This is a genomic window from Streptococcus pasteurianus, from assembly GCF_004843545.1.
GTDB classification, from domain to species: Bacteria; Bacillota; Bacilli; order Lactobacillales; family Streptococcaceae; genus Streptococcus; species Streptococcus pasteurianus.
This window is the reverse complement of sequence record NZ_CP039457.1, coordinates 283582-302711: the sequence shown is the minus strand read 5'-3', so window position 1 is coordinate 302711 and position 19130 is coordinate 283582. Positions and strand designations below refer to the sequence as shown.

The following is a 19130-nucleotide window of genomic DNA, read 5'->3' as shown; positions in this document are numbered from 1 at the left end:
TAAGTAATTTGTGTTATACTATTTTTTGTTAACGTTAATAAATCTATCACAAGGAGGTTGATATGGCTGAAAAAGTCGATTTAGCATCTGCTTATCGTAGATTAAAAAGTCCCAATATAAAAACACGGAAACGTGCGTTGAAAATCATTCATGATTATAAACGCTTCAAAAAAGCAAATTAATTCCTTACATTATTAATCCCTAATATTGCCAGATTAAAAGACCTATTGCAAGGCTTCCTTCCGCCTGCAATAGGTCTTTTTTTGGTTATTATTTTGCCTTTAATGATGACAAAATTTGGGTACGAATGTCTTCGATTCCCTCTGGGTGATTTGGCAAGAAAAGTGTTTGATTCCCCTTAGCTGCAAAGGTATTTAGCGTATCAAGGTATTGGTTAGTCAAAAGGATAGACATGATTTGTTCTTCTGTCATTCCAACATTAGCATTTTTCAATTCTTGGATTGATTCAGCAAGACCATCCACGATAGCTTTACGTTGTTGCGCAATACCAACACCATGCAAACGATCTTTTTCTGCTTCAGCTTCGGCAGCTGTGACGATTTTAATCTTATCAGCATTAGCCAATTCTTGAGCTGCCACACGTTTACGCTGTGCCGCATTGATTTCATTCATTGATTGTTTAACTTCAGCATCTGGTTCAACTTTAGTAATTAATGTTTTAACAATAACGTAACCATAAGTTGACATTTCTTCAGCCACTTGATGTTGCACTTCAAGTGCAATTTCATCTTTTTTCTCAAATAATTCATCCAAAGTCAATTTTGGTACTGATGAACGTAGAGCATCCTCAATGTATGACTTAATTTGAGCTTCTGGGCGCATGAGTTTGTAATAAGCGTCGGTAACATTCTGTTCATTAACACGGTACTGCGTAGCAACATTCAAAGTCACAAAAACATTATCCTTAGTTTTCGTTTCCACAACGATTTCAGATTGCAAAAGGCGCAACTGAATACGCGCAGCAATTTTATCAATTCCAAACGGCAGACGCACATGTATACCACTACCAGATGTCGTTTGGTATTTCCCAAAACGTTCGATAATAACAACGGTTTGTTGACGTACCACATAAAGTGTGCTAGCAACAACACTCAAAAGAACCATAAGAAAAATAACTAAAACAATTAAAATCATGATAAATCTCCTTTAAAACTATTTCTTTTTACTATTAGAAATCGCACATCCGATAGTAATAAGAGAACAAAAAATAATAAACCACACAGTATTCATAAAATCCCCTCTTGTACCCATCAATTAATACAATTATATTGTATTTCTCTAAAAAGTCAAGCAAAAAGACATAAAAAAACCTAGTCAGGATGTAAACCACAACTAGGTTGCATTGTTATCAAACAAGTAAATTATAGAGACTTTCATTCCCATGTAAATTGATGTAGGATGAGTCAAATGCTGACAAACGATTAATTAAATCATTGTAATCATTTTTATCACCTAAAGTAATACCAATCAGAACTGGTCCTCTTCCTTTATTGGCGCGTTTAATGTACTCAAAACGCGTAATATCATCATTTGGTCCAAGAATATTATTTACAAATTCACGTAACGCACCTGGACGTTGTGGGAAATTGACTACAAAGTAGTGTTTGACACCGTCATAAATAAGTGCACGTTCTTCCATTTCTTGCATACGATTAATGTCATTGTTCCCTCCAGAAATGATGCAAACAATTGTTTTTCCTTTGATGTCATCTTTCATCACTTCAAGTGCTGCAATTGACGCTGCTCCAGCAGGTTCTGCGATAATCCCTTGTTTAGAGTACATATCAATCAATGTTTCAGAAATCAAACCTTCGTCCACACCGACCAATTTATCAACATACTTGCGAGCTGTTTCAAATGTTTTATCTCCGACTTTTTGCACGGCAATACCGTCTGCAAATTTATCGATTTCTTCTAATTTGACAGGATGCCCTTTATCAAAGGCAGCACGCATACTACGAGCACCTGAAGCTTCCACACCAACGACCTCAATTTCAGGTGCCACATCTTTAATGTAAGTGGCTACTCCTGAAATCAAACCTCCTCCACCAACTGGAACATAAATTTGATCAAAGACAACACCCTCTTCTTGGGCTTGCTCATAGATTTCATAAGCGACCGTTCCTTGACCAGCTTGAACAGCTTCGTCATCAAACGGATCAATAAAGGTCATCCCTTCCGACTTAGTGAATTCTTGTGCAGCTTGTGCGGAAGCATCAAAAGTATCACCAACAAGCTTAATAGTGACGTAAGGTCCACCAAAAAATTTAACTTGTCCAATTTTCTGTTGCGGCGTCGTAACAGGCATAAAAATTGTTGCAGGAATTTTCATCTCGTGACAAGTAAAAGCAACACCTTGTGCATGGTTTCCAGCAGAAGCACAAACCACACCACGTTTTTTCTCCTCATCAGACAACTCATGGATAGCATAATATGCCCCACGAATTTTAAACGAACGCACTTTTTGCATATTTTCACGTTTTAAATAAACTGTTGCACCATATTTTTCTGACAAATAGCGGTCAAAATCAAGCGGTGTACGCTCAACAACACCCTTTAAAACGTCATAGGCATTGACAACATCCTTAGCTAAAATCATAAACCAACCTTCTTATATTCAAAAATTTCGATTTTTCTATGCACACATAGAAAACTTAAAACCATTTAGTCAACTAATAGATAAAAAACCGATGACAAACATCGGTATTTTATCAGTAAGTCTCTTCAAAAATTAATTATAAATTTTGAATGCATCGTCATCATTTTGTCCAACAAATGGCATTGCCTTACGAAGTTCACTACCTACTTTTTCGATTTCAAGGTCTGCAGCTTCTTTACGGTAAGCTTCAAGTTTTGGACGACCTGATTTATAGTCATTAACAAAGTCTTCTGCAAATTGACCAGATTGGATATCTGCAAGAACAGCTTTCATGTTTTCTTTAACGTCTTTAGTGATAACACGTGGTCCTGATACATAGTCACCAAATTCAGCTGTATTCGAAATTGATTGACGCATTTTCTTAAAGCCACCTTCATAAATAAGGTCAACGATAAGTTTCATTTCATGAAGAACTTCAAAGTATGCCAATTCAGGAGCATAACCAGCTTCTGTAAGAACTTCAAAACCAGCTTCGATAAGGGCAGTTAAACCACCACAAAGAACTGCTTGTTCACCGAAAAGATCTTCTTCAGTTTCTTCTTTAAATGTTGTTTCAAGAAGTCCAACACGCGCAGCACCAACACCTTTAGCCCAGTCCATAGCAATATCTTTGGCATTACCAGTAGCATCTTGGTAAACAGCGTAAAGTGCTGGCACACCAAATCCTTCAGTGTAAGTACGGCGTACAAGGTGACCAGGTCCTTTAGGAGCACACATAAAGACATCTACAGTTTCTGGAGCTTTAATGTATTCAAAGCGGATATTGAAACCATGGGCAAATCCAAGAGCATTACCAGCTTCAAGGTTAGGAGCAATTTCTTTGGCATAAAGGTCTGCTTGAATTTCATCTGGTGCCAAAATCATGATAACATCTGCAAGTTTAGTTGCTTCTGCTACTTCATAAGTATCAAAGCCATCTTCTTTTGCTTTATCAAATGATTTACCATGGCGAACACCAATGATAACATCATGACCTGAATCACGTAAGTTTTGTGCATGGGCATGACCTTGTGAGCCATAACCAATAATAGCAATTTTTTTACCATCAAGAGCTGCTACTTTTACATCTTTTTCGTATTCCATTGTTACTGCCATAATAAATATCTCTTTTCTATTTTTTATTTTAAATGCCCAAGGCATCAGAGTTAACTAGATTAATGTTTATCAAGAAAAATCTCTTGAAAATCCTGTCGCACCTGTACGAGCAAGATTTTGAATACCATACGGTTTTACTACACGAAGAAGCGCTTCAATTTTATCTGCATCACCTGTCACCTGAATCGTAATAGATTTTGGAGCAACATCAACAACACTAGCACGAAATGGCTGAACAACAGCCAGAATTTCAGCACGTTTGCTTGTTGGTGCCGTTAACTTAACCAAAATGACTTCACGCTCTAAGTGAGGAATATCCGTAATATCACGGACACGTAAAACATCAATCAAACGATTTAACTGTTTAATAATCTGTTCAACTTCTTCCAAATTCTCAACATCAATGATAATTGTAATTCGGGAAATATTTGGTTCCATAGTATGCCCGACTGAAATAGACTCAATATTAACCTGACGTCGCGAAAGAACACCTGTAAAACGGTTAAGAACACCTGTTGAATTTTGAAGCTTAGCTGTCAACATTCTACGCATTAAACTTCACCCCCAACATCTCACTATTTGATTTACCAGTTGGAACCATCGGATAAACGTGTTCACGATTAGAAATCGCAACCTCAACTAACATTGGCTTATTCTCAGTAATAACTTTCAAATCTTCTTCCAAAGTGTTAGGATCTGTAAACTTATAATGAGCAATGCCGTAAGCTTCTGCCATTAATTGGAAATTTGGTTCATCATCAAATGTTGATTCGCTACGGTGTTCATCATAGAATGATTCTTGCCACTGACGAACCATACCAAGTGAATGATTGTTAATCAAGACTACCTTAATTGGAACACCATAACCATTTAGCAATGCCAACTCTTGGTTAGTCATTTGGAAACCACCATCACCAACAAAGACGATAACTTCTTTATCAGGATTAGCTAGTTTAGCACCAATAGCAGCAGGAATTCCAAATCCCATTGTTCCTAGTCCACCAGATGTAATGAGTTGACGTGCATTTTTATATGGGTAGAATTGTGCTGCCCACATTTGATGTTGACCAACGTCGGTAACAACGATAGCATCCCCATTTGTTATCTTACCAATTGCTGCAATAGCATGCTGTGGTTTGATAATCGTTTCATCGAAATCATAGCTAAATGGTGCTTTTGCTTTATTAGCAAGAACTGATTCTGTCCAATCATCGTGACGTGTCTTAACTCCATCTGCTTCAAGGAGAATTTCCAAAGCACGTTTGGCATCACCTACGATAGGAATCTGTGTTTTTACAACTTTCCCAATTTCTGCAGGGTCAATATCAACGTGAGCTACAACTGCTTTTTTCGCAAATGTCTTTGGATTTCCTGTTAAGCGGTCCGCAAAACGGCAACCAAAGTTAATCATAAAATCACACTGCGTTAACGCCATATTAGACGCGTATGAACCATGCATTCCTCCCATACCCAAAGATAAGGGATGATCAATTGGTATAGCTCCCAAACTTAATAACGTAGAGACAACTGGAATATTGTAACGTTCGGCAAAGGCAATTAATTCTTGCGAAGCCCCTGCATAGTTAACGCCGCCACCAGCAATAATCAATGGTCTTTTAGCCTTTTTCAATTGAGTTAAAATTTTCTTCACTTGAAGTGCATTGGGTTCAACCGTCGGCTGATAGCTAGGAAGATTAACTGTTGGGTCATGATAAAAGCTTGTTTTCGTCTCTGAAACATCTTTTGGCAAATCAATAACAACTGGACCTGTACGCCCTGTTGTTGCGATATGAACGGCTTCTGTTATAATACGAGGCACATCAGCAACATCACGAATTTGATAGTTGTATTTTGTAATTGGCATTGTGATACCGATAATATCAGCTTCCTGAAAAGCATCTTTCCCAATACCTGACATTCCAACTTGTCCAGTAAAGACAAGCATTGGAACACTGTCACTCATCCCGTCAGCAATACCAGTAATGGCGTTAGTTGCACCTGGACCACTGGTCACAATGGCAACCCCAAGTTTTCCTGTTGATTTAGCATATCCTTCTGCTTCGTGGAGGGCTCCTTGCTCATGACGTGCCAAAATATGGCGAATACCATCAAAATTATATATAGCGTCATAAAGCGGTAAAACAGCTCCACCAGGATAGCCAAAAATTGTATCTATTCCCAGACTAGCTAAGGTTTCCAATAGCAATTCTGATCCGTTTTTGGATTCTTTTAATCTAATCTGTTTCACAAAGTCCTCCTTTGCATGTAAATTCCGAATTATCTAAAAATTCCAACATCTTGTTACTATAATAACATTTAAAAAAAATAAAGCAAGTGAAAGTTAAAAATAATTTGTCCACTTTCACAAATTATTTTTAACTTTATTCTTTATCCTGACTTTCACGTTCAGCTTTACGTTCTTCAAATTCTTCTTGGGTCATCATTGAACCGCCAAAATTCGCAGATGAGGCGAAAGCCGTGTAACGACGTAACCAACCGCTTGAAATTTTTGATTTGAATGGTTTTAAGTGTTTACGACGTTCTGCTAGTGTTGCATCATCAACAATCAAGTCAATTGTACGATTAGTCAAATCAATATAGATTTCATCACCGTCTTCGATAAGGGCGATATTACCACCTTCTGCCGCTTCTGGTGAAACGTGACCAATCGCAATACCACGTGTTGCCCCAGAGAAACGACCGTCTGTAATCAATGCTACATCTTTACCAAGTCCACGTCCGACGATTTTAGAGGTTGGCGCGAGCATTTCTGGCATACCTGGACCACCTTGAGGTCCTTCGTAACGAATAACGACAACGTGACCCTTTTTAACCGTTCCATTATCAATTAATTCAAGGGCTTCATCCTGTGAATCACAACAGATAGCCTTACCACGGAAGGTTTTAACAGATGAATCAACCCCACCGACCTTGATAACAGCGCCATCTTGGGCAATGTTTCCATAAAGAATTGACAAACCACCTACTGGTGAAATTGGACTTTCAAGTGGGTGAATGATTTCCTCATTTTTGATTTCTGCGCCAGCTACATTTTCCTTCAATGTTTTACCTGTAACTGTAATGCGATCACCCTTAATCGTTCCTTTTTTAATCAATTGATTGATAATCGCTGAAATACCGCCAGCTTCTTGAACATCATGCATGGTATAAACGCTTGATGGTGCAATTTTAGACAGGTATGGCGTTTTCTTAGCAATTTCATTAATATCTTTTAGATTGTACTCAATACCTGCTTCACGCGCAATCGCAAGGGTATGAAGAACCGTATTGGTTGAACCACCCATAGCCATATCAAGGGCAAAAGCATCATCAATAGCTTCTTTTGTGATAATATCACGTGGACGCAAATTATTTTTGACATTGTCCATCAAATATTTTGCTGCTTGGCGTACCAATTCACGACGTTTGTCAGAAACAGCAAGAACCGTACCGTTTCCAGGAAGAGCAAGACCAAGCACTTCCATAAGAGAGTTCATCGAATTAGCTGTGAACATTCCCGCACAAGAACCACAAGTTGGGCAAGCATTTTGTTCTAGATAATCTAATTCTGTTTTTGACATATCGCCAGCTTGATATGTTCCGACCGCTTCAAAAAGACTTGACAAAGTCGCTTGGTGACCTGTCATATCAATACCGCCCTTCATCGGACCACCTGAACAAAAGACTGCAGGAACATTGGTACGAAGCGCAGCTAAAATCATACCTGGTGTAATTTTGTCACAGTTAGGAATATAGAAAACACCGTCAAACCAGTGCGCATTAATGACTGTTTCAGCAGCATCCGCAATGATTTCACGAGATGGAAGGCTATAACGCATCCCAATATGCCCCATAGCAATTCCGTCGTCTACCCCAATGGTATTGAATTCAAAAGGGATACCACCCATTTCACGGATAGCTTCCTTCGCGACATCTGCCAACTCACGCAAATGAACATGTCCAGGAACAATATCAATGTAAGAATTACAAATTGCGATAAATGGTTTTTGCATGTCTTTAGCAGATTTTACTTGCCCGGTTGCATAAAGAAGACCACGGGCTGGTGCTTTATCCACACCTACCTTAATCATGTCACTTCTCATCTGTTTTCTCCTATCAATTAAATCTTACACTCCATGTTAACACTTTATAAAATAAAGTCAAGATAATTTTCAGAAAATTTTGTTAGTTTAAAATTTTTTCTCTTTTCAAAATATAAGCACCGCTTTCTATTATATAATAGGATAAATTGATTCTATTATATATAAAATCATTTTCCTATAAAAACAACACATTTCTTACATAGGTATTGCTCTTTGAGGGCAGAAAAAAAGAGCCTGAATTGTTCAGACTCTCTTTATTATGTTTTTATTCAACACTCATCAAGTATGGATAAACTGGTTGTTTACCATCATGAATTTCAACTTCAACATCTTCGTAAGTTGATTCAAGATATTCAGAAATTTCTTCTGCTAATTCTTTATTTCCTTCTTCACCAACATAGATAGTGATGATTTCACTATCTTCGTCAATCATTTTAGCAAATATTTCTTTCAATGTAGTTGTCATATCTGGATTTGAAACCACGATTTTACCATCAACCATACCAAGGTTGTCATCTTTGTGGATTTCAAGACCATCGATAGAAGTATCGCGAACAGCAAGTGTCACACTACCGCTAACAACATCAGAAAGGCTGGCTGTCATTGCTTCAACGTTCTCTTCCAATGATTGTGCTGGGTTAAAAGCTAACAAGCTTGCAAACCCTTGAGGTACAGTGCGTGTTTCAACAACTGCCGCTGGCACTTCAGATACTTCTGCTGCTGATTGTGCAGCCATGAAAATATTTTTATTATTTGGCAAGATAATAACATTTTTAGCATTAACAGCATCAATCGCTTTAACAATATCTTCTGTAGACGGGTTCATTGTTTGACCGCCAGAAATAACGTAGTCAACGCCTTGTGATTTGAAGATATCAGCTAAACCGTCACCAGCACATACTGCAACAATAGCAAAGTCTTTTTCTTCTTGGCTAATAGCTACTGCTTGGTCTTTTTCAAGAACAGCGTCGTGTTGGTTACGCATGTTATCAACTTTAACTTTTTTAAGCGCACCATATTTAAGCCCTTCTTGAAGAACAAGACCTGGATCTTCAGTATGGACGTGAACTTTAGCAATTTCATCGTCGTTAACAAGGATAAGTGAGTCACCTAAACCACTCAAATAACCTTGGAACTCTTCATAGTTAAATTCTTTAACATAAGTAGGACCTTGTTTAAGTGCAACCATGATTTCAGTACAATAACCGTATTTAATGTCTTCAGTTGCAACGTGTTCAGCTACTGATTTGTGGTGTTCAGCGTTAATCATTTCAGTCATTACCGCTGGAGTTGCTTTGAAATCTTCAGAAGCGATGTACTCACCAGTCAAAGCAGCTAAAAATCCTTCATAAATAAAGACTAAACCTTGGCCACCTGAGTCGACAACACCAACTTCTTTCAAAACAGGAAGCATTTCTGGTGTTTTAGCCAAAGCACGTTTAGCACCATCAAGTGCAGCACGCATTACTTCAACAGCATCGTCAGTTTCTTCTGCTTTCTTAAGAGCGGCAGTTGCTGCTCCACGAGAAACAGTTAAAATAGTACCTTCAACAGGTTTCATAACAGCTTTATAAGCTACCTCTACACCTGATTGGAAAGCATGAGCTAAATCTTGACCAGTTAACTCTTCTTTATCTTTGATTGCTTGACCGAAACCACGGAATAATTGAGATGTGATAACACCTGAATTACCACGTGCTCCCATCAAAAGACCTTTTGATAGAATTTGTCCAACTTCTCCAACAGTACTTGCAGGCTTATCTGCAACTTCTTTGGCACCATTTTCAATTGTCATTCCCATATTTGTTCCTGTATCACCGTCTGGGACAGGGAAAACATTAAGGGAGTTTACATATTCTGCTTGATTTCCAAGACGTGTGCTAGCAGCTTGAACCATTTCTTGGAATAAACTGGTTGTAATATTTGACACTAATCTTCTCCTACAACTTTAATATTTTGTACGTAAACATTCACCATATCTGCTGAAAGGCCAAGTTGGTTTTCAAGGTTGAACTTGACACGTTCCTGAATGTTTTTTGACACCTCAGAAATCTTTACACCATACGACATTACAGTGTAAACATCGACTGAAATACCACTTTCTGTTGATTTGACAACAACACCTTTTGCGTAGTTTTCTTTACGCAGAAGCGCTTGAAAATTATCCTTAAGAGCACTTTTACTTGCCATACCAACAACACCAAAAATTTCTGTTGCGGAACCTCCAACAACAGTTGCAATAACGTCGTCAGATAACTCAATTTGGCCATCTTTTGTATTAATTTTCACAGTCATATTTACTACCTCAAAAGTTTTTATCAGTTTATTTTACCATATATTAGCCGTCTTGTAAAAAATAATAAAAGATTACCGGCTACAAATAAAAAATAATAAAAGATTACCGGCTACAAAACAAAGAAAAAAGCCTTTCGGCTTTTCATTTTATACGCGTTCTACTTTACCAGATTTAAGCGCACGAGCTGATGCCCAAACTTTTTTAGGTTTTCCATTAACAAGAATAGTAACTTTTTGAAGATTTGGTTTAACTGCACGTTTTGTTTTGTTCATTGCGTGTGAACGGTTGTTTCCTGATACAGTCTTACGATCTGTGAAATAACAAACCTTAGCCATATTTATCTGCGTCCTCCTACTTAGATTCTAGGTGCTTTACACCACATACCATAAAATAATATCATATTCAGCATGTTTTCGCAAGCTTTTTAGCAAATAATCAGCAAAAAATAATTATGAAAGCACGTAGGAAAGTTCTAAAATGAAGTTAGCCACCTAAGGGTATCAAAAAACATCTCAGAGAGATATAATTGTAATCACCACAACAACAATTAGAAAGACTCTGAGATGCAAAACTATTATACACCAAAAAGTAAACATTTAACACTAACTGAACGTAGAATGATTGAACGTTGGCTTCAAGAAGGGCTCTCAAACCGTGAAATCGCTAGGAGATTAGCTAAAGCTCCTCAAACCATTCACAACGAAGTCAAACGTGGTCAGGTTAGACAACAAGTGCGTAAAGGAAAATTTGAAGTGATCTACTCAGCTGATTTTGCTCAAAAAGCCTATCAAAACAATCGCAAACGTTCTGTTAAACAAGTCTCCCTAACCAAGGGACTCAAAGAAAAGATAACTCACTACATCGAACAGAAATACTCTCCCGAGATGATGATAAAGTCAAAAGGGATACCTGTTCCCATCTCTACCATTTACTACTGGATTCATCATGGACACTTAGGATTGACCAAGGCTGATATGCTTTATCCTCGACAAGAGAAAGCTAAGAAAAAGCATGCTAGTCCCAATTTTAAGCCAGCTGGAAAGTCTATTGAGGAACGACCAGAAAGCATTAATAAGCGTGAGAATATCGGTGATTTTGAAATTGATACAGTTATTCAAACACGGGCAAAAAACGAGTGTCTGTTGACTCTAACCGATAGAAAGAGTCGTTATCAAATCATTCGACTCATTCCCGATAAGTCCGCGTTTTCAGTCAATCAAGCTCTGAAAGCAATCCTCAAGGATTATCAAATGAACTCTATCACAGCTGATAACGGGGCTGAGTTCAGTCGTTTAGCAGAAGTTTTTGACCCTACTCATATCTACTATGCCCACCCGTATTCTTCTTGGGAGCGTGGTACTAATGAGAATCATAATAGACTCATCCGGCGTTGGTTGCCTAAGGGAAGCAAAAATGCGACTCAACAACAAGTCGCATTTATTGAAAACTGGATTAACAACTATCCAAAGAAACTATTCAATTATAAATCTCCTAAAGAGTTTTTACAGACTGGCTAATTTGAACTTGAAATTTGGCTATGAAAGCACGTATGATTTTCTAACCTCAAACTGATTTCTACTAAAAACTCTAAAAGATTTTGTAAAAAAAATCCAGCAGAAGATTCTGCTGGACTTCTCTTTATTCGATATTAAACTTTTTCAAATCATAAATAGTCAACTGACCATCTGATTTTGAATCAAACGTAATTATTTGTTTCAATGTATCGCTAAATACTCTAGATGTCATTGTATAACGACCACCATTTATGAAAATTTCTAGCGATGACGTATCAGAAAAAAACTGCAATCGGCTAACCTTATCTAAGGCAATATTTCGCTGTGTACGTCCAAAGCCTGATTCTCCCATTTTTAGCGACAATAGTGAACCATCAAATGTCAAAATAACGTCATCTCTTAAACGAAGAGAAAAACTTTCTGCTGGATTGCTAAATGTGACATTTATTTCAAAACAGCAATTTTCTGTTTGCCACTGCGTAAATTCAGATATTTGACTTTGAAACTCGTTCTTTCTTAGCTTTTCAAACTCCTTCAAAGGTCTTTGATAAACAGCACCATTTTGAAAAACTAGTTCTCTTGGCATTGTCAAAGCATGTCGCCAGTTATATTTTACTGTGGGATCTTCTTGATATTCTGACTCCATTGGCAAGCCCATCCAAGCCATCAAAATTCGTCGACCACTTTCATCTTCAAATGTCTGCACTGCATAAAAATCAAATCCATAATCAAACTCTTCAAATTTTCTTACAGTGTAATCGCCGTGATTCTCATCTACCAAAAAATAGCCACTCTGAAAAACATTTTGGTACCTAGCTTCTTCTTTTTCAAGTCCTTGAGGTGAAACTGAGAGAATGAGTTGGTTACCCAGTTTAAATAAATCTGGGCATTCCCACATAAAGCCAAATTTTTCACTTGTCTGTATGCGTGTCACATAGTGCCAGTGTGACAAATCAGTTGAATGATAAACTAGAGCGCAGCCCTTATCTTCAATACTTCTCGCCCCTAAAACCATGATATATTTCTCACCGTCTTTTAAAATTTTAGGATCTCTGACGTGTGTTGTCATGTCATCTGGATAATCACTATTTGCTAACACAAGTTCTTTACCAGAAAAATGAAAACCGTCACTGCTCGTCAAATGAATAGTATTCTGCTCACGTCCAGTCAAGATGTAATCATAATCACCATCTAACAATTTGACATTTCCAGTGTAAAAATAATGAATAATTCCATCTTTGACAATCGCTGAACCGCTGTAAGCACCGTCGCGATCAAGTCTATTATCCGCAAAAACAAAAGGTTCTTCTTCTTTGTAAGTAAGCCAATCTTTTGTGGTATAATGTCCCCAAGATTTTATTCCCCAACCAGCATCAAAAGGAGTATATTGAAAATAAACATGGTTAATGCCATTTTTTTCAACTAGACCATTTGGGTCATTAAGCCATCCAGCCGGTGCCATCAAATGATAGTTTAAACGATTAACGTCCGAATCAACAAGTCGCCGCATGTCATTATGGATTTGACAGTCTTTGGCATATTCTTCTTTCGTGTACATGTTTCCTCCAATAATATAGCCTCCCTAAACAATGTAAGGAGGCTTTGATTTTATTTTTTTAGTTTTCTTCTTTGAAGAATGGTTTTAAGATAATTGTAGCAGCTAGCCCAACTCCAAAGCCAATTAAATGGGCAATAATATAATTTAAATAACCATTGTGAGCAGGGTCACAAATAGCAATACCTGGTACTACTGTTGTACCAAAACCGAGTGCGGTTAATTTTGCAAAGTAAACATATGCACCTGCAACTGCACCACCAATACATCCTGCAACTAGTGGGTAACGATAGCGAAGGTTAACACCGAAAATAGCTGGTTCACTAATACCAAACAATGTTGAAGCAAAACTTGGCAAACAAAGTTCACGAGCTTTAGTATCTTTCCAGTGAGTAATCAAATAACCAATAACTGCACCAGATTGTCCAATCAAAGCAACTGACATCAATGGGTTGATGAAGTTATGTTTTGTATCAGCAAGCAATTGTGCTTCTGCTGCACCAATAATATGGTGAAGCCCTGTAATAACCAATAATTGTTGAACACCGGCAAATAAAGCATAACCAACAAATCCTAGATTTTCAGCAGACCAAACCAATCCACTTGTCAAACCATGTGAAAGAATACGACCTACTGGTCCTACAACTGTAAACAAAAGCAAAGTTGAAAGAAATACAGTAAACAAAGGCGCAAGCAAAAGCTTAACAGAGTTTGGTACTACTTTATTGAAGTAAATATCGAGTTTTGCAACAACAAAACCAATCATCAAAGCAACTAAAATACCGCCTTGGAAGCCGACCATTTCAATTGGTAAACCAAATAAATGAATCACTTCAACATGAACAGTTCCAGATGCAGCTGAATAGGCATTTGCAAGTGAAGAATCAAGCATGATAGCCCCAACAACCATACCAAGAACCGGGTTACCGCCGTAGCGTTTAACTGCTGAATAACAAACTACCATTGGTAAAATAGCAAAGATTCCTGTAGATGCAAGACTTGCTAGTCTGTTGATAGCGTATAAAGTTTCATTTTCCTTAACAATGGGGTAATTACTAAGAACACCTGTAATACCCATCAAAAGTGCTGCTGCAAGGATTGCTGGAATAATCGCAACAAATACATCAGATAGAGATTTAATAACTGCTTGAATAGGATTTGCTTTTTTGGCACTTTCTTGTTTAAGCTCATTAAGTGTCATATCTGCTATACCGACATATTTTGAAAAAACCTCATACACGTCATTAACTAATCCAGGTCCAAAAATCAACTGAATTTGATCTCCAGCGACAAATGCTCCTTTAACTAAGTCGACATTTTCAAGTTTTTTAAGATCAGCTAAACTGTTATCTTTTAAAACGATTCTCAAACGAGTCGCACAGTGAGCAACACCTGAAATATTTTCCCTACCGCCAACGTATTTTTCAATATCCTGACTAATTTTCTTTAAGTCTGCCATAATGTCTCCTTTTTCGTTTTGGAACCGGTTCCGTTAATGTTCGACTATATTATAACACCATATGAATACGCTGTCAATACTTTTTGCTCAAAAAAATAAAAACGGTTCCATTTTTTTCATTAAAAAAGAACAGTTCAAATCAACTGTCCTTTTCGACAACACTTTGGCGTTTTATCAATTCAAATGGAATAATCTGCAATTGACTGACTGGCTTATCATGAATCATCTGCAGAATCGTCTCCGCACTAATCCTTCCCGTATTATACCAATCAAATTTAACTGTTGTTAATGGTGGATTCAAAAGTTCACTCGTTTCATAATCACCAAAACCAGTAACTGACACATCTTTACCAATCACTTTTTTAGATTGCAAGAATAATTTGTAAACACTTTGTGCGATACGGTCTGTCGCACAAATAATCGCATCTGGTAATTTATCCTCTTCTAAAAAGTTTTCAAGAATATAGACTGATTCTTCATAGTAATAACTAGAAAAAACAAATTCAACATTGGTTACACCACTTGCTGCTAGGCCATCAACAACACCATTTTTCCGTTCTTTACCGACTGCTTTATCATTCTCATCGACCCAGACTCCAAGAACTGACTTGGCACCACTTTTTGCGATTAATTGTCCAATGGCATAACCAGCATTGTAATCATCATTAACAACCGTTTTAAGGCCTTCATATTTTTGACCAATGAAAAGAACTGGCTGCGAAATACTTTCAACAACTTTCTGGTGCTGCTTGGTAATCCCTGTAGAAATAACCAAAATGCCGTCAACGTTCATTTTACTGAGTCTTTCAATGCTACGAATTTCTTCTTCAGTAGAATGATCTGTGTGTAAAATTAAGGGATTATAGTGATTTTCTTTCAAATAAGCCACAATCACTTCAACAATTCGAGGAGTGGTTACTGAATTAAATCCAGGTACCACAAGACCAATGATCTTACTACTTTTAGCATTTAGTCGAGCAAACAAATTTGGCTCGTAACCATGTTTTGAAATAATCGTTTGGATACGATTTGCTGTTTCTTTCTTAACACTTCCACCGTTTAAATAACGTGATACAGTACTTTTTGCTACGCCTGCAAGTTCTGCAATATCACTTATCGTTAATTTCTCTTTCATGCTGTATTCTTAAACTTTCGTATAATATTTTTAAGTTATCAATATAGTCATTATAACATATCATGGAGTGTGAGCCCGTTTTTCATCAATCAAAACTACCCGTGAGAACGGGTGGTTTGCTCTTCGGCTGAAAGCCTCTCTTACCGGCCAAAGCCTAAAGGCTTACTGAATGGTTTCCCTTTTGCACCACTTTTACTCACTAATCCGACTAGCGGATTAGTATCAGCTATTTCTTCGGATTTTTTTCTCCTGTAAAGGGATCGTATGGTTCGAATAAACTTAGCTAATCTGCTACAACGTCTTCTTGTAATTGTTGACGAATATAGTTTTCTATTTTCTTCTGATTACGACCTACGGTGTCCACATAATAACCGCGACACCAAAATTTTCTATTGCCATACCTATATTTCAGATTGGCATGTCTATCAAAAATCATTAAACTGCTTTTTCCTTTTAAATAACCCATAAAGGATGAAACGCTCAGTTTGGGCGGGATACTCACTAACATATGAATATGATCTTTACACGCTTCGGCTTCATGAATTTCTACTCCTTTGCGGTCACATAATTGACGTATAATCTGACCGATACTTGCCTTGTATTTTCCGTATACAATTTGTCGACGATATTTTGGGGCGAAAACAATATGATACTTACAATTCCATGTGGTATGTGCTAAACTATTATTATCCTGATTCATCAGGGGTCCTCCTTATGTATATTAGTTTGTGGTCGGGAAACCTTTTCTAATATATCATTTTAGGAGGATTTTTTTATGCCACGCTGAAAGCTACACTGAACCATTAGCACAGCTAGTGGTTTTCTGATAACAACAAAAATCCTGATAACTATCAGGATTTAAAACTATTTGCCGATTGCAGGAATCGAACCTACGACCTACGCGTTACGAGTGCGTTGCTCTACCGACTGAGCTAAATCGGCTAACAAAGACATTATATCACTCAACTAAAATTTGTCAATTAAATAGTAACGATTAACACAAAAAAACTCCCCAAATGGGAAGTTTTTTCTAAACGAAGTTTGATTAAGCTTTGTTAGCTGAACCAAATACGTCGATACGTTCTTCAACAGCTTCTGTAATAGCTTCGAAACCTGGTTTCAAGAATTTACGTGGGTCGAAGAGTTTTTTCTTATCGTATTCTTCTTCGTTTGCTTCGTATTCAGCAACAAATTCACGAGTAGCTTTAGCGAATGCAAGTTGACATTCAGTGTTAACGTTAACTTTAGCTACACCAAGCTTGATAGCTTCTTGAATTTGCTCATCAGGAATACCTGAACCACCGTGCAATACGATTGGGAATCCAGGAACAGCAGCAGTTAATTTTTCAAGGTGATCAAGGTGAAGACCTTTCCAATCTGCTGGGTATGGACCGTGGATGTTACCGATACCTGCTGCAAGGAAGTCAATTCCTGTAGCAACCATAGCTTTAGCATCTTCGATTGGAGCAAGTTCACCATCACCGATGATACCGTCTTCTTCACCACCGATAGTACCAACTTCAGCTTCAACTGAGATACCTTTAGCATGTGCTTTAGCAACAACTTCTTTAGCTTTTTCAAGGTTTTCTTCAAGTGGAAGGTGTGAACCGTCAAACATAACTGAAGTGTATCCAGCTTCGATACATTCTAATGCATCTTCAAAATGACCATGGTCAAGGTGAATAGCAACTGGTACAGTGATACCCATTGATTCTACAAGGTTTTCAATGAGTGCTTTACAAAGTTTGTAACCACCCATGTATTTTGCAGCACCCATTGAAGTTTGGATAAGAATTGGAGCTTTTTTAGCTTCTGCCGCACGTAAAATTGCTTGAGTCCATTCAAGGTTGTTTGTGTTAAATCCACCAACTGCATATCCGTTATCACGGGCTGCTTTGACAAATTTTTCCGCTGAAACGATTGCCATTATATAGGCCTCCTATTTATTTTTTGGGATAAACCCTTTTACACGTACATTTTATCACAAATCTTATCAGATTGCTAGCGTTACTTGAAATTTGACTGATTTTCTATGAAAAAACACTCACAAATAACAAAATTTACTGAAAATAAAAGTCTTATTTCATACTATTATTTTCTATTAAATAATAAAAAAAGACAAGCTCTAGCTCGTCTACTCTGCGGAAAGAGGGACTTGAACCCTCACGATCTAAAGCGATCACAGGATCCTTAGTCCTGCGCGTCTGCCAATTCCGCCATTTCCGCTGTTCCTTAACAACATATAAAATTATATCAACTTATCTTTTTGCTGTCAATACTATTTTTCATATTTTTTCAAGAAAGTTGAAATTTTTTCAATGTATGCTTGAGGATCAGTTTCAAAGGATTTGGCATGTCCCGCACCTTTAACGATATACAATTCTTTCTCGCCTTGTGTGGCTTGATAATTCTTGTAAACCATACTTGTTGGCACAAAAGTATCATCACTGCCATGGATAAAAAGAACTGGACGTGTGTTATTTTTTAACTGATTCACACTACTTGCTTGACCGTAAGAAAAGCCTGCACGAATTTTTGAAATGGCAGATACTTCATAAAGAATTGGGAAAGCTGGGAGATTATACATTTCTTTAGCTTGATATTTCAACTCATCCCAGACACTACTATAACCACAATCTTCAATAATATTAACAACTTGGTCAGGCAAACTTTCCTCACCAGAAGCCATCATAACCGTTGCTGCTCCCATAGAAACACCAAACAAGGTAATTTCGCTGTCTGAATTTTGTTCAACTAGCATCTCCGCCCATTTTATGACGTTTAAGCGGTCGTTCCAGCCATATCCAATGATTTGCCCTTCACTGTCACCATGCGACATATTATCGGGCATAAGGACATTGTAGCCTAGCTCATGAAACATCCATGCATAAGGCTTCATATCTTCCTTATCGTTTGTAAATCCATGAACAACAATAACCGTTTTATTTGTTGCTGTTTCTGCAGGAACATACCAAGCATCTTGTTTTAAACCTTGGTTGGTCATCCAAAGCGTTTCTTTTGTCAGTTGGTCAAAACTCTGCTCATAGGCGTAGATAGGGGTGCCTTTTGAACGACCATTATTATTAATGAATGATTTTTCTTCACGAATTTGTGCTACATGGAAAAAATAAAAACTTGCTCCGACACTTACTACAAAAAGTAGAGCAATAATTCCTAATAAAACACGATGTTTTCTAATTCTTATTTTTCTCATGCTCACTATTATACTATTTTTTCCTAAAAATAAAAGGGGTACAGATTCATTAGAATTGTATTATCAAAAAAACACTCCC

At 37.4% G+C, this 19130-nt stretch carries 17 protein-coding genes and 2 tRNA genes; 2 read left to right on the top strand and 17 right to left on the bottom strand.

The window, feature by feature from the left end; all coding sequences use genetic code 11:
* Positions 1-62 precede the first annotated feature (62 nt).
* Entirely contained in the window at positions 63-182 is a 120-nt protein-coding gene (locus E8M05_RS01770; protein ID WP_003063277.1) for a putative metal homeostasis protein, read from the top strand.
* A gap of 88 nt (positions 183-270) precedes the next feature.
* Here E8M05_RS01770 and E8M05_RS01765 read toward each other — a convergent pair whose 3' ends face one another.
* The 9 genes from E8M05_RS01765 to rpmB all read right to left on the bottom strand — a co-directional run bounded on the left by E8M05_RS01765 (position 271) and on the right by rpmB (position 10509).
* Positions 271-1155: an SPFH domain-containing protein gene (locus tag E8M05_RS01765; RefSeq protein WP_003063275.1), complete on the bottom strand. Its 885-nt coding sequence runs from the start codon at positions 1153-1155 to the stop codon at positions 271-273.
* A 214-nt stretch (positions 1156-1369) separates the two neighbouring features.
* Positions 1370-2620 (bottom strand): threonine ammonia-lyase IlvA, encoded by a 1251-nt coding sequence (gene ilvA / locus E8M05_RS01760; protein WP_013851457.1) that lies wholly within the window; start codon positions 2618-2620, stop codon positions 1370-1372.
* Positions 2621-2752: 132 nt separating this feature from the next.
* Entirely contained in the window at positions 2753-3775 is a 1023-nt protein-coding gene (ilvC, locus tag E8M05_RS01755; protein WP_013851456.1) for a ketol-acid reductoisomerase, read from the bottom strand.
* A gap of 69 nt (positions 3776-3844) precedes the next feature.
* Positions 3845-4327 carry an acetolactate synthase small subunit gene (gene ilvN / locus E8M05_RS01750; RefSeq protein ID WP_003063269.1) on the bottom strand — a complete coding sequence of 161 codons (483 nt, stop codon included), beginning with the start codon at positions 4325-4327 and terminating at the stop codon, positions 3845-3847.
* Positions 4320-6023, bottom strand: coding sequence for an acetolactate synthase large subunit (locus E8M05_RS01745; protein ID WP_003063267.1), 1704 nt, complete (start codon positions 6021-6023; stop codon positions 4320-4322). Before E8M05_RS01745 ends, ilvN begins: the two co-directional genes overlap by 8 nt.
* 133 nt (positions 6024-6156) lie before the next feature.
* Positions 6157-7878, bottom strand: coding sequence for a dihydroxy-acid dehydratase (gene ilvD, locus E8M05_RS01740; protein WP_048791002.1), 1722 nt, complete (start codon positions 7876-7878; stop codon positions 6157-6159).
* Positions 7879-8143: 265 nt separating this feature from the next.
* A complete protein-coding gene (locus E8M05_RS01735) occupies positions 8144-9808 on the bottom strand; it encodes a DAK2 domain-containing protein (RefSeq protein WP_003063264.1) in 1665 nt (554 codons plus the stop codon).
* Positions 9808-10173, bottom strand: coding sequence for an Asp23/Gls24 family envelope stress response protein (locus E8M05_RS01730; protein ID WP_003063261.1), 366 nt, complete (start codon positions 10171-10173; stop codon positions 9808-9810). Before E8M05_RS01730 ends, E8M05_RS01735 begins: the two co-directional genes overlap by 1 nt.
* 147 nt (positions 10174-10320) lie before the next feature.
* Positions 10321-10509, bottom strand: a complete 189-nt coding sequence (gene rpmB, locus E8M05_RS01725) for a 50S ribosomal protein L28 (RefSeq protein ID WP_136596399.1) — start codon at positions 10507-10509, stop codon at positions 10321-10323.
* A 228-nt stretch (positions 10510-10737) separates the two neighbouring features.
* Between rpmB and E8M05_RS01720 the strand changes: the two genes are divergently transcribed.
* Positions 10738-11691 (top strand): IS30 family transposase, encoded by a 954-nt coding sequence (locus E8M05_RS01720; RefSeq protein ID WP_003067143.1) that lies wholly within the window; start codon positions 10738-10740, stop codon positions 11689-11691.
* Positions 11692-11812: 121 nt separating this feature from the next.
* Here the strand turns inward: E8M05_RS01720 and E8M05_RS01715 are convergent, their stop codons facing one another.
* From E8M05_RS01715 to E8M05_RS01680, 8 genes are all read right to left on the bottom strand, one after another.
* On the bottom strand, positions 11813-13246 hold the full coding sequence (locus tag E8M05_RS01715; RefSeq protein ID WP_003063255.1) for a glycoside hydrolase family 32 protein: 1434 nt from the start codon (positions 13244-13246) through the stop codon (positions 11813-11815).
* A 58-nt stretch (positions 13247-13304) separates the two neighbouring features.
* Positions 13305-14702 carry a PTS transporter subunit EIIC gene (locus E8M05_RS01710; protein ID WP_003063253.1) on the bottom strand — a complete coding sequence of 466 codons (1398 nt, stop codon included), beginning with the start codon at positions 14700-14702 and terminating at the stop codon, positions 13305-13307.
* Between the two features lie 139 nt (positions 14703-14841).
* Positions 14842-15837, bottom strand: a complete 996-nt coding sequence (locus E8M05_RS01705; protein ID WP_003063250.1) for a LacI family DNA-binding transcriptional regulator — start codon at positions 15835-15837, stop codon at positions 14842-14844.
* A 283-nt stretch (positions 15838-16120) separates the two neighbouring features.
* Positions 16121-16537, bottom strand: a complete 417-nt coding sequence (tnpA, locus tag E8M05_RS01700) for an IS200/IS605 family transposase (RefSeq protein ID WP_003063248.1) — start codon at positions 16535-16537, stop codon at positions 16121-16123.
* A 169-nt stretch (positions 16538-16706) separates the two neighbouring features.
* Positions 16707-16779: transfer RNA gene (locus tag E8M05_RS01695), tRNA-Thr, on the bottom strand.
* A 103-nt stretch (positions 16780-16882) separates the two neighbouring features.
* Positions 16883-17764: a class II fructose-bisphosphate aldolase gene (locus E8M05_RS01690; protein ID WP_003063246.1), complete on the bottom strand. Its 882-nt coding sequence runs from the start codon at positions 17762-17764 to the stop codon at positions 16883-16885.
* A 213-nt stretch (positions 17765-17977) separates the two neighbouring features.
* Positions 17978-18063 (bottom strand) — tRNA-Leu (locus E8M05_RS01685).
* A 52-nt stretch (positions 18064-18115) separates the two neighbouring features.
* Positions 18116-19051, bottom strand: a complete 936-nt coding sequence (locus E8M05_RS01680; protein WP_003063243.1) for an alpha/beta hydrolase — start codon at positions 19049-19051, stop codon at positions 18116-18118.
* Between the last annotated feature and the right edge of the window lie 79 nt (positions 19052-19130).

What these genes read in the sequence shown, in the direction of transcription:
- E8M05_RS01680 (WP_003063243.1), bottom strand. Translation starts at nt 19,051, where the DNA reads ATGAGAAAAATAAGAATTAGAAAACATCGTGTTTTATTAGGAATTATT.
- ilvD (WP_048791002.1), bottom strand. Translation starts at nt 7,878, where the DNA reads ATGAGAAGTGACATGATTAAGGTAGGTGTGGATAAAGCACCAGCCCGT.
- ilvC (WP_013851456.1), bottom strand. Translation starts at nt 3,775, where the DNA reads ATGGCAGTAACAATGGAATACGAAAAAGATGTAAAAGTAGCAGCTCTT.
- E8M05_RS01720 (WP_003067143.1), top strand. Translation starts at nt 10,738, where the DNA reads ATGCAAAACTATTATACACCAAAAAGTAAACATTTAACACTAACTGAA.
- ilvN (WP_003063269.1), bottom strand. Translation starts at nt 4,327, where the DNA reads ATGCGTAGAATGTTGACAGCTAAGCTTCAAAATTCAACAGGTGTTCTT.
- E8M05_RS01765 (WP_003063275.1), bottom strand. Translation starts at nt 1,155, where the DNA reads ATGATTTTAATTGTTTTAGTTATTTTTCTTATGGTTCTTTTGAGTGTT.
- ilvA (WP_013851457.1), bottom strand. Translation starts at nt 2,620, where the DNA reads ATGATTTTAGCTAAGGATGTTGTCAATGCCTATGACGTTTTAAAGGGT.
- E8M05_RS01705 (WP_003063250.1), bottom strand. Translation starts at nt 15,837, where the DNA reads ATGAAAGAGAAATTAACGATAAGTGATATTGCAGAACTTGCAGGCGTA.
- E8M05_RS01770 (WP_003063277.1), top strand. Translation starts at nt 63, where the DNA reads ATGGCTGAAAAAGTCGATTTAGCATCTGCTTATCGTAGATTAAAAAGT.
- E8M05_RS01730 (WP_003063261.1), bottom strand. Translation starts at nt 10,173, where the DNA reads ATGACTGTGAAAATTAATACAAAAGATGGCCAAATTGAGTTATCTGAC.
- tnpA (WP_003063248.1), bottom strand. Translation starts at nt 16,537, where the DNA reads ATGAATCAGGATAATAATAGTTTAGCACATACCACATGGAATTGTAAG.
- E8M05_RS01690 (WP_003063246.1), bottom strand. Translation starts at nt 17,764, where the DNA reads ATGGCAATCGTTTCAGCGGAAAAATTTGTCAAAGCAGCCCGTGATAAC.
- rpmB (WP_136596399.1), bottom strand. Translation starts at nt 10,509, where the DNA reads ATGGCTAAGGTTTGTTATTTCACAGATCGTAAGACTGTATCAGGAAAC.
- E8M05_RS01715 (WP_003063255.1), bottom strand. Translation starts at nt 13,246, where the DNA reads ATGTACACGAAAGAAGAATATGCCAAAGACTGTCAAATCCATAATGAC.
- E8M05_RS01710 (WP_003063253.1), bottom strand. Translation starts at nt 14,702, where the DNA reads ATGGCAGACTTAAAGAAAATTAGTCAGGATATTGAAAAATACGTTGGC.